Annotated in this window: 9 protein-coding genes and 2 pseudogenes; 9 read left to right on the plus strand and 2 right to left on the minus strand. The window is 66.7% G+C overall.

Going from position 1 to position 10,632, the window contains the following annotated elements:
- From A5625_RS30480 to A5625_RS15840, 8 genes and pseudogenes are all read left to right on the plus strand, one after another.
- Positions 1-129, plus strand: a complete 129-nt coding sequence (locus A5625_RS30480; protein WP_255397977.1) for a hypothetical protein — start codon at positions 1-3, stop codon at positions 127-129.
- 104 nt (positions 130-233) lie between these two features.
- Entirely contained in the window at positions 234-839 is a 606-nt protein-coding gene (locus A5625_RS15810) for a hypothetical protein (protein ID WP_232003706.1), read from the plus strand.
- Between the two features lie 14 nt (positions 840-853).
- The gene (locus A5625_RS15815; RefSeq protein WP_066995503.1) at positions 854-1,285 is read left to right on the plus strand and encodes a hypothetical protein; all 432 of its coding nucleotides are present in this window, start codon (positions 854-856) and stop codon (positions 1,283-1,285) included.
- Entirely contained in the window at positions 1,282-2,340 is a 1,059-nt protein-coding gene (locus tag A5625_RS15820) for a dihydrodipicolinate reductase (protein ID WP_066995506.1), read from the plus strand. Before A5625_RS15815 ends, A5625_RS15820 begins: the two co-directional genes overlap by 4 nt.
- Before the next feature lie 10 nt (positions 2,341-2,350).
- On the plus strand, positions 2,351-2,767 hold the full coding sequence (locus tag A5625_RS15825; protein ID WP_066995508.1) for a hypothetical protein: 417 nt from the start codon (positions 2,351-2,353) through the stop codon (positions 2,765-2,767).
- An 11-nt stretch (positions 2,768-2,778) separates the two neighbouring features.
- Positions 2,779-2,955 (plus strand): annotated as a pseudogene (locus A5625_RS29165) (cytochrome P450); the annotation flags it as partial.
- Between the two features lie 65 nt (positions 2,956-3,020).
- Positions 3,021-3,980 carry an SDR family NAD(P)-dependent oxidoreductase gene (locus A5625_RS15835; RefSeq protein WP_066995525.1) on the plus strand — a complete coding sequence of 320 codons (960 nt, stop codon included), beginning with the start codon at positions 3,021-3,023 and terminating at the stop codon, positions 3,978-3,980.
- 24 nt (positions 3,981-4,004) lie between these two features.
- Positions 4,005-5,231, plus strand: coding sequence for a cytochrome P450 (locus A5625_RS15840; protein WP_066995529.1), 1,227 nt, complete (start codon positions 4,005-4,007; stop codon positions 5,229-5,231).
- Position 5,232: 1 nt separating this feature from the next.
- Here A5625_RS15840 and A5625_RS15845 read toward each other — a convergent pair whose 3' ends face one another.
- Together A5625_RS15845 and A5625_RS15850 are read right to left on the minus strand one after the other, a co-directional pair.
- Positions 5,233-7,827 (minus strand): sugar epimerase family protein, encoded by a 2,595-nt coding sequence (locus A5625_RS15845; protein WP_066995532.1) that lies wholly within the window; start codon positions 7,825-7,827, stop codon positions 5,233-5,235.
- A 7-nt stretch (positions 7,828-7,834) separates the two neighbouring features.
- Positions 7,835-10,456, minus strand: a pseudogene (locus A5625_RS15850) (SDR family NAD(P)-dependent oxidoreductase); the annotation flags it as partial.
- On the opposite strand from A5625_RS15850, the gene A5625_RS29170 reads away from it, so the two are divergent.
- Positions 10,435-10,632: hypothetical protein (locus A5625_RS29170; RefSeq protein WP_197516119.1), on the plus strand; the 198-nt coding region annotated here is incomplete at its 3' end. The pseudogene A5625_RS15850 and the gene A5625_RS29170 sit on opposite strands and share 22 nt — an antisense overlap.

The raw sequence follows: 10,632 nt of genomic DNA on the forward strand, positions 1-10,632 counted from the left end.
ATGGACCGACAAGAGGAGAAGCGCAAGAGGGCGCTCATCGTCTTCCAGATCTTCATCTACGGCTACCTGCTGGCGATGTTCGGCGTCCAGCTCTACATGTCGTTCGCGCGGGGGTGGTGGGACCTGTGAATCTGCCCTTGTTGAAACGACATTCGGATGGTAGCGAGGCATCGGTCAGCCTCGAGGACCATCACGACGAATCGCGCCGGGCTCAGCGCCACGCCGACAAGTGGATGATCGTCGGCGCCGCGCTGATGGGCATGTGGGCACCGGGCCTGATCGGATTCCCCATCTTCATGCGTGGGGTGTGGCTGCAGCGCCAGGCCCTGCGGGCCGGCCTGTCGGTGCGGCCCATGATCGTCACCCTGATCGGCTACCTGGTGCTGATCGACGGAATGCTCAACAGCCTGGGCTGGGCATTGGACCTGGTCGCCAACCACACCTTGATCAACCGCGTGCTGATGGTCGGCTGGGGCAACATGTTCGACGCCGGTTATTTCTGGCATTACAACGAACTGTGGATCGGCGGCGCGGCGGGGCCGGGCGAAAAGGCCTATGTAGCGGGCTTGATCTTCACGGTCTTCTCGATGCGCGTGGCCGCGGCAATCGGCTTCCTGCAGATGAAGCGGTGGGGTCACCAGTGGATGGTCGTCACCTGCTGGATGGGCGTGGTCATCTGGTCGGCCTACGTGTTCAACATGACCATGTTCGCCGACGTGCGCTACGCCGGAGTGGTCTTCCCGGTCATCGGCTGGTGGCTATACGACATCTTCTACATCACCCCGTTCCTCGCCATCCCCTATCTGCACACCGTCAATCGCGAAATCTTCTCCGACTAACAAGGAGTGGGACCATGAGCAGTCCTTCTGCAGCTTCGACCACCGACGACAAGGACCCCGGCGCTGACCTCGAACCGGGGACGACACCGTACTACGCGCGGATGCACAAATGGATCAAGCGGGCTGTGTTGGTGTGCCTGGTGGCCTTGGTGATTGAGGGCGCCTTCACGTTACCGTTCATGGCCGTCTACTACGGCTACCCCACGCTGAGCCTCACCCAGATCTGCAGTGAGCTACTCAAGATCCGTTACTCCAACGACACTTTGGAGTGCAAGTACCCCTACCCGCCGTTCGGACCGCCCGAGGGCGCCGAGGGCAAAGCCACCGCGCAGGACGTCTGGGGCATCCAGCCGATACCGAAGTATCACCGGCTGGGGTTCCGTGAACTCGTCAAGATCCACAACGACAGGCTGGCGCGCCAAGGGCAGGCGGCGTCGCACCCGTGAACTATCGCGTCGTTCAGTGGACGACGGGCAACGTCGGCAAAAGCTCGGTCAAAGCGATAGCCGCCAACCCGACGCTGGAGCTGGTCGGATGCTACGCCTGGTCGCCGGAGAAGGCCGGGCGTGACGTCGGCGAGCTTTGCGGCATCCTGCCACTGGACATCAAGGCCACCAACGACATTGATGCGCTGCTCGCACTCAAGCCGGACTGCGTGGTCTACAACCCGATGTTCGCAGACGTCGACGAGCTGGTCCGCATCCTCGGCGCGGGCATCAATGTGGTGGGAACCGCCGGCTTCATCACCGGCCACTTCCTCGGTGCCGGCCGGGAACGCATCGCGCAGGCCTGCGAAGACGGCGGATCAAGCATCTTCGGCAGCGGCATCAACCCCGGTTTCATCCAGCTCTTCGCCATCGTATCGGCGGGGCTATCCGACCGGGTGGACAAGGTCTCGGTGCTGGAGTCGTTTGATACCACGATCTATAACTCGCCGGCGACCGAAATCCCCATGGGCTTCGGCTATCCCATCGACCATCCGGACCTACCGGCTGTCACCGAGAAAGGATCTGGCATCTTCCGCGACGGCGTGTTGTTGCTCGCCGAAGCCCTCGGCGTCGAGCTCGACGAGGTCCGTTGTGAAGCCGAGTACGCCCAGACCACCGAGGACCTGCAGCTGCCCGGGGACTGGACCATCGCGAAGGGCTGCGTTGCGGGCATCCACGTTCGCTGGAAAGGGATTTTAGCCGGCCGAGAGGTCATCGAGATCGGCGGGCAATGGCGCAAGGGACAACGGCTGGAACCGGACTGGCCGCTGGACATGGGCCACACCATCGAGGTGCAAGGCCGACCGACGATCAAGACCACGCTGAGCTTCCTGCCACCGCCGGACTTCGAGGGCACAACCTTGGACGACTACATCATGTTGGGCCTCACCATCACCGCGATGCCCCCGATCAGCGCGATCCCCGCCGTCGTCGCCGCCCCTCCTGGCATCGTCACCTACAACGACCTGCCACTGCTCCTGCCGCGCGGGGTGCTGCGCGCCGATTCTCGATAGGAAGACCGCGATGCCCGAAGAACCCTCGCTTCACCACGTCGTGTTCGCCGTGGCGCCCGAACGGCATGCCGCCGCGACACAAATGTTCAGCGACCTCGGATTCGTCTTCGAGCCCCTGCAGCTGGCCGAGCTCGGCCTGGACATCGACCTCGACTGGAGTCGGGGCATCGAGCTGATCAGCCCCATCGCCGGGTCGACCGGGGAGGTTGCCGTTTCGGTGACGGAGTTCCTCGAGCGCAACGGCGACGGCGTGTTCACCGTGGTGATCGGAGTCCCGGAAGTCGCTACCGGCGATGCCGTCGCCGAGCGCTACGGCGCGACAATGCGATTCCGGCAACACATGGAGGGCGAGGGCACCTACCTCGACGAGAACGACCTGTCGATCCTGGGCCTGCCACTGACCTTCCTGGCGACCAACATTCCGTGATTGGAGACGGCATGGCTGGCGACCCGCGGGAAATCACGGAGCTCGACCTGGACGACCTGCCGATGGCGCTCGGCCGCGGCGTCGGCTGGGCGGCATTGCGGGACACCGGCCCAGTAGTGTTGAGCGACGGCTATTACGCGCTGACCCGCCGCGAAGACGTCCTCGCTGCACCGCGCAACCCAAAGATCACGTGGCCATCGCCGACGTGCGCCCTGACGCGCTTGCCGCTGCGGATACTCGCGACGGAGACATCGTGAGCGAACTCCGCTTCGACGGCCGGGTCGCGATCGTCACCGGCGCCGGCGGCCAGGAGCCGAGCCTGGGGCGGTCGCACGCGAAGCTGCTGGCCGAGCGCGGAGCCAAGGTCGTCGTCAACGACCTCGGCGTCGGGCCCGACGGGCGAAGCCTATTGCGCGCCAACGCCGAACAGGTGGCCGCTGAGATTTGCGCGACGGGTGGCGAGGCTGTCGCGGACCTGCACAGCGTCGCCGATCAGGACGGTGCATGCCGGGTCGTCCAGACCACGCTGGACTCGTGGGGTCGCCTCGACATTCTGGTGAACAATGCCGGCGTTTGCTTCATGGCGCACTTCGACGAGATTTCCGACGCCGACATCCGCAACGTCATCGACGTGCACCTGATGGGAACCGTGTGGATGTGCCGGGCGGCCTGGCCGCATATGCGGGACGCCGGTTACGGCCGCATCGTTAACACGACGTCCGGGGCGATGTTCGGGCTGGAGAACCTGTCCATCTACGGTGCCGCCAAGGGCGGAATCTTCGGGCTGACACGCGGTCTCGCGGTCGAAGGCGCACCGCTGGGCATCAAGGTCAACGCGTTAGGGCCGGCGGCCAACACCAGCGCCGTGCGGCATTTCAACAACCCGTCCGCCTTTACCAAGCTGATGGAGGATCACTTTCCGACGGGCCTGGTCTCACCCGCGGTGGCCTTCCTTGTCCACGAGAGCTGCCCGTTGTCCGGAGCCAACCTCGAGGCGGGCGGCGGAAACGTGGGCATCCGGGTGTTCGGCCAGACTACCGGTCATTACGATTCCGAGCTCACCCTCGAAAAGGTACGGGACAACCTGGCCACGATCGTCGACACCGCCACGGCAAGGTTGATGCCGGATTTGGCGAATTCCGGGGAGCTGGCGCCCGGCGAGGCCATTTCGGCGCCGATAGAAGTACTACCAAAGCGCTACCAGCCGAACTGATTTCGGTCCGAGGAGGACAGCATAATGAGCGTCGACACCGCAGCACCCAGCGTCTTCGAGGCCGACCTCCCGACGCTGCAGTACGACATCACCGACACCGTGCAGGAGGTCGGCCCGCGGATCCACCAGGCGCGCAAGCAATCACCGATCGCCATCGGGCCGCTGGGACCCGAGGTGCTCGGCTACGAACTCGCCCGCGGGATACTTCGCGATCCCCGGTTCGTTTTCCCGCCCGGCATGCACATGACGGCCCGCGGGATCACGTCCGGCCCGCTCTATGAGCGGGTGCTCGGCACCATCCTGGGCATGGACGGCGAGGAACACCGCAGGCTGCGCGGTCTGGTGTCCAAAGCCTTCACGCCGCGGGCGTCCGCGCGCATGGAAGGCACCATCGAGACGGTGATCAACGAGCTGATCGATCAGGTCGCCGATACCGGCCGGTGTGACTTCGTCACCGCCATCGCCCGGCCGTACCCGATCCCGATCATCTGCGCACTGCTGGGAGCGCCTCCTCAGGACTGGGAGCAGTTCTCCCTATGGGCGGAGGACATTTTCAAGATCGTCAGGTTCGACTCCGACCTGGCGAATGAGCAGCACATCGTGATCCGGGCGTGGGACGAGTTCGACGCCTACATCGACGACATGCTCGCCGAACGGCGGAACCGGTTGACCGACGACCTGATCTCCGAGCTCATCCGCGCCCAGGACGGCGGCGACCGGCTGAGCAACGCGGAGATGCGCATGCTGGCGTTCAGCATTCTCAGCGCCGGCACCGACACCACCCGCAATCAGCTGGCCGCCTGCATGCACGCGCTGTGCGACCACCCCGAACAACTGGCGATGCTCCGCGACAATCCCGGCCTCGCGATGCGAGCCGTCGAGGAATGCATGCGGCATTCGCCGGCGGTCTGCACCACCCTGCGCACGGTCCTCGACAACGTCACATTCGCCGGCTACACCTTTCCGGCCGGCACTTTCATTTCGGTGAATACCTTTGCCGCCAACTGCGATCCGGAGGTTTACCCACACCCGGAGCGCTTCGACATCACCCGCGAGGACCCGCCGCCCATTCTGACGTTCGGCGGCGGCGCCCACTATTGTCTCGGCGCGAACCTCGCCCGGACCGAGCTCACAGGGGCGCTCAAAGTGCTCGCCCAACGCATGACCAACCCACGCCAGGTGGCAACTGCTCGCTGGAAACCGATGCTTGGGCTGAGCGGGCCGGTCGAGCTGGAGATGGAATTCGACTAGCTCAGGGCGCGTCGTCGGCGGCAAGCTCCAGCAGGTGAATCTCGCCCGTGGTGCCGTCGACCTCAACGAGGGCGCCCGCCGGCAGCGCCCTGGTTGCCCCTTGAACGTCGACCACACAGGGGAAGCCGAATTCGCGCGCCACCACCGCGGCGTGTGACATCGGACCGCCGAGTTCGGTGACGACGGCCGCGGCGTAACAGAACGCCGCGGTGTACCCGACGTCGGTCACCTCCGCGACGAGGACCTCCCCCGGCTGCAGGTCGTCGATGGTCTCCGGCCGCACGATGCGCACCCGCCCGCGCACTCGGCCGCCGCACACGCCGACGCCGCGCAGCGTGCCCCCGGTGGCCAGCGCGGCCGACGAGGCCGCGGTCGGCTGCCAACTTCCGCTGAACACCGTCGGCGGCGCCACCGCCACCAGCCGGCGTCGTTCGGCCCGGCGCCGGGTAACCAGCGCGCTCACATCCGCCGGCAGTGCGTCGAGTTCGTCGACGAGCAGATAGAAGACGTCGTCGGCGGCGTCGAAGATCCCGGCCTCGACCAACCTGCGCCCATACTCGCGCAACAGCGTACGCAGCACCCAGTTGGCCCGCACCACCTTGTCGCGGCGGACTTCACGGTCGCGCAGTTGCTGGGTGGCCAGCACCGCAATGGGCTTGGCGTGCAGCGGAATCCGTGGACGCTGCGACAGCGCCGCGGACGGCGCGCTCATCGCTCTGGTCACCATCCGGACCAGCAGCTCAGGGTCGTCGGCGTAGCTGGTGGACAGCATCTCGAGCTCGGCCGGGCCACGATGTCCGATGAGCGCCAGCTCGTCGAGCAGGGCGGCGTGGAATTCCGGTGCCTCGACGGCGAGCTTGTCCAACCGGTCTCCGGGTTCGGCCAGCAGCGCCGTCACTTTCGGATCGCGCTGCGCGGCAACCACCAATCGCTGCATCGCCTCCACCGAACGAGCGCTGACCAATTCCGGTCCTCCGGGCGCGGCGATCTCCCGCCCGCACAACCCGCGCAGCAACACGTTGAACGCCGCGCACAGCAGGAACGAGCCCGCCGCCAGCACCCAGCCGTGCACCACCTGGTCACGCGCCAGCGAGATCAGGCTCCGCAGCCGTCGATCGTCGAGCCCGGCGAGGTCCCCGTCAGAGAGGCGTTCCAGGCGATCGACGTCGGCAACGAAGTCGCGGGTGTCCAGGGGCGCACCGGCGGACAGGCCGACCAGGTTGACCCCGAATACGCCGATGTTGCGGACGGTCCGCAGTTGCTTGCGGATTCGGCCGGTGTTGGAGTGCGCACGCTCCTCGCCGAAGACGGGTAGGGCGGCCATGCTCGGGCCGAAGAACCCGCTGTTACTCACCACCGTGGAGGGCTTGACGAAAGGCACCGTCTCGGCCATGTAGTGCGCGGTGGTGATCGCGCCGTACAGTCGGTGGGCGAACACCGCGACCATGCGCATCGCGATTTCGCGCTGGATCGTGCCGCCGGGCCGCAACCGCTCGGCGACGCACACGGCGCTGGCCCGCAGTCCCCGGACCGTCGCCGACGCCGACGCCGGCGAAAACGGGCCGGGCAGGGCCTCGGACAAGTTCGTAGCCAGGAAGGTGGGGAACCGCGGGTCAATCGGCGTATCGAATTCCCCGTTATCCCCCGCTGCACCAGCCCAATTGGGCTTGACGCCGTCATCGCTCGGTGCGTCGACCGAGGGTAGGTCCTGGATGTTGGCCAGCCGCCACGGCAGCGATACCACGCGCTTGCCCACGGTGACCCGGCCGCGCACCGCCAGCGCGAAATCCTGGACACATTCGCCGGCTTCCCAGGCCGGGTTGAACTCCCACTCCTTTTCCAGCCGCGAGGTGTCCATCAATGGAGCTCCCTGCACCAGCTGCAGCTCCGCCGGATCAAAACCCAGGCGCACTACCGGGCGGTGCAGCGCGGCGGCGAGCTGTCGGAAGGTCACCGAACCGGCGGCCGCGAGATTCACTGCTCCGCTAGCGATTTCGGGTTGTACGAGGGCGCGGTTGAATAGCCGAAGCGCGTCGTCGAGGTGGACGACCTGCAGGCGGCGATCGCCCGAGCGGTCGCGGAACGCCGGTAATGCGAGCAGGCGGCGCACCCAGTTGTCGACGCTTCTGCCCAGTATCAGCGCGGAGCGGATCGCGACCCATTGCGCACCCGAATCCGCGAGCAGCTGTTCGACCTGGGCTTTGAGTCGGCCCTGGGCGCTGACCGGTGTCGTGGCGTCGTGTTCGGTCTTCGGCGCATCTCCCCCGCCGTACACATGGGCCGACGATGCGAAAACGATTCGCCTGGAACCGGTCTTGGCCATCGCATCGAGCACGTTGCGGGTGCCGCTGATGTTGACCTGGTCGTCGTACCCGGAACCCTTCGCCCATGCGCAGTGCGCGACCACGTCCGCGCCTGCCAGGGCGCGTCGGACAGCGTCGGCGTCGCGGATGTCTGCCGCGACGAAATCCGCTGCGCTCGGCCAACTATCGGGACGATTGCGGGCGATCCCCGCGACGTCATGGCCCTGGCTGAGCAGACGTGTGGCGAGGCCGCGGCCGAGCACGCCGCTGGCCCCCGTGACCGCGATTCTCACGCCACGCCTACTCGTCGTCGTCGTCGCGCAATGCCGCGCTGACCAGAGCGTCGAGGTCCATGTCCGCGATGTCCTTTTCGGTGGTCACCGCGGCGGCCTGTGCGGCGCCCTCGGCCTCGCTCGCCAGTGCCAGCAATAGTTCCAGTACCCCGGCCTGCCGAAGACGCTTGACCGGGATCGATCCAACGACCCGCTGAATCTCGGCTTCGCCAGGGGCCGCGACGGCCGCGGTTTGGTCCGACGTTCCGACCAATTCTCGATACATGTAGCCGGCCAGCGCGGCGGAGTTCGGGTAGTCGAAGATCAGCGTCGGTGAAAGCGCCAGCCCGGTCGCGGCTTTGAGCCGATTGCGCATCTCGACGGCGGTCAATGAGTCGAACCCGAGTTCCTGGAACGCCCTATCCGGATGGATCGCCTCCGGGCTGGCGCTGCCCAGCACGGTGGCGATGTTGGCCCGGACCAGGTCTAGCAGGATCGCCTGTTGCTCGTCTTCCGGCAACCCTTCGAGACGTTGCAGCAGAGCCGATTTCGACTTGGCGGCAGCCAGCGAGTCGTCGACCTGACGGCGCGTCGGCGCATTGATCAGATCGATGAACATCGGCGGCAACGTGCCTTGATCGAACTTGACTCGCAACGCCGCGAGATCGATGTGGGCGGGCAGCAGGAATGGCTCGTCGACGATCAGCGCGGTGTCCATCAGTTCCAGCGCTTGGTCCGAAGACATCGCGACGATCCCGTCCCGGCCGAACCGGGCACGGTCGGCCGCGCCCAACCCACCGGTCATGGCGCTGGCCTGATCCCACAGACCCCAGCCCAGCGAGATCGCCGGCAGACCGTGTGCCCGCCGATGCGCGGCCAACCCATCCAGGAACGAGTTGCCGGCCGCGTAGTTGGCCTGACCCGACGCTCCGGCGAGACCGGCGATCGACGAAAACATCACGAAGGCTGCCACATCCAGGTCGCGGGTCAACTCGTGCAAGTTCCATGCCGCGTCAACCTTTGACCGCAACACGGCATCGATCCGGTCCGGCGTCAGCGACGTCACCACCGCGTCATGCAACACCCCGGCGGCATGAATCACCCCAGTGAGCGGACGTTGCATCGGGATTTCGGCGATCACCTTGGCCAACGCCTCGCGATCGGCGGCATCACAGGCCACCGTCTCGACCTGCGCGCCGGCCGCACTCAACTCGGCAACCAGTTCCGCCGCACCCGGTGCATCGAGACCGCGCCGGCTGACCAACACCAGATTCCGTGCGCCATGACGGGTCACGACGTGCCGCGCGACCGCCGAACCGGCCATCCCGGTAGCGCCGGTGATCAACACCGTGCCGGCCGTCCACGCGTCGGGCATCGTCATCACGACCTTGCCGACGTGGCGGGCCTGACTAAGGTAGCGCAGCGCCGCGGGCGCACGTCGCACATCGAATCTGGTGACCGGCAAAGGCCGCAGCGCGTCGTCGCCGAACATGGCGGCCAACTCGTCGAGCATCTGTGCGATGCGATCCGGCCCGGCTTCGAACAGGTCGAACGCCCGGTACCGCACGCCGAGGTGGTCGCGGGCGACGACCTCGGGATCGCGGATGTCGGTCTTGCCCATCTCCAGGAACACCCCGCCGGGGGCCACCAACCGCAGGGAAGCGTCGACGAAATCACCGGACAGCGAGTCGAGCACCACATCCATGCCGCGTCCACCGGTGACCGCCCGGAACTTGTCCTCGAATTGAAGGCTACGCGAGTCGGCGATGTGGTCGTCGTCAAAGCCCATGGCACGCAATGTTTCCCACTTGCCACGGCTGGCGGTCGCGAACACTTCCAGGCCGATGTGCCGGGCCAGCTGGACCGCGGCCATCCCGACTCCGCCGGCGGCGGCATGCACCAGCACCCGCTGACCGGGCTTGGCGCCGGCCAGGTCCACCAGCGCATAGCGCGCGGTGGCGAACACCACCGACGCCGTCGCCGCGGCGGTGTCTGACCAGCCGGCGGGCACCTTGACCAGCAGCCGCTGATCGGTCTTGGCGATCGTCCCGGTCCCGTCCGGGAACAGCCCCATGACGCGGTCGCCGACAGCGAAACGCCCGTCCTGCGAGGCGGTTTCGATTACCACACCGGATGCTTCGATGCCCATGATCGCACCGGGGTCGGGATAAAGCCCCAACGCGATCATGACGTCTCGGAAGTTGGCGGCGATGGCCGACAGTGCGACCCGCACCTGACCGGGGCCCAACGGCGCATTGGCATCGGGAATCCGCTCGATCCGCAGATTCTCGATGGTGCCGTGGCTGCTCATGCCGAGTCGCCACGGCCCCTCGTCGGGGGGCAGCAGCAGGCTGCCGACTGCGCGGCTGCCCAGCACGCGGGCGGTGTAGACCGTCCCGTTGCGCAGTATTGCCTGCGGCTCGCTGAGCGCCAGAACCGCTGCCACCGCGTCGGAATCCAGGGGCGCATCCGTGTCGACGAGCACGATCCGCCCGGGATGCTCGGTCTGCGCCGAGCGCACCAGCCCCCACACCGCCGCGCCGGCCAAATCGGTGACGTCCTCGCCCGGCAAGGTCATCGCGCCACGGGTGGATACCACCAGCGTTCCGGCGCCGTCGCGGGACAGCCATGACTGCAACACGGGTAGCACCGGAATCCGACGACACCGAGGCGCAGCCATCGGCGTTGCTGTTCGAGTCGCAGCCGGTGTCCGGCGACGTGATCACCGAGGTGTACGCGGCGACGCGAGCGGTGCTACCCGTGTTGCAGTCATGGCTGTCCCGCGACGGCGCCGGAACGCTGGTGGTATCCACCCGTGGCGCGATG

The organism is Mycobacterium sp. 1465703.0 (assembly GCF_001672975.1).
Lineage (GTDB): Bacteria > Actinomycetota > Actinomycetes > Mycobacteriales > Mycobacteriaceae > Mycobacterium.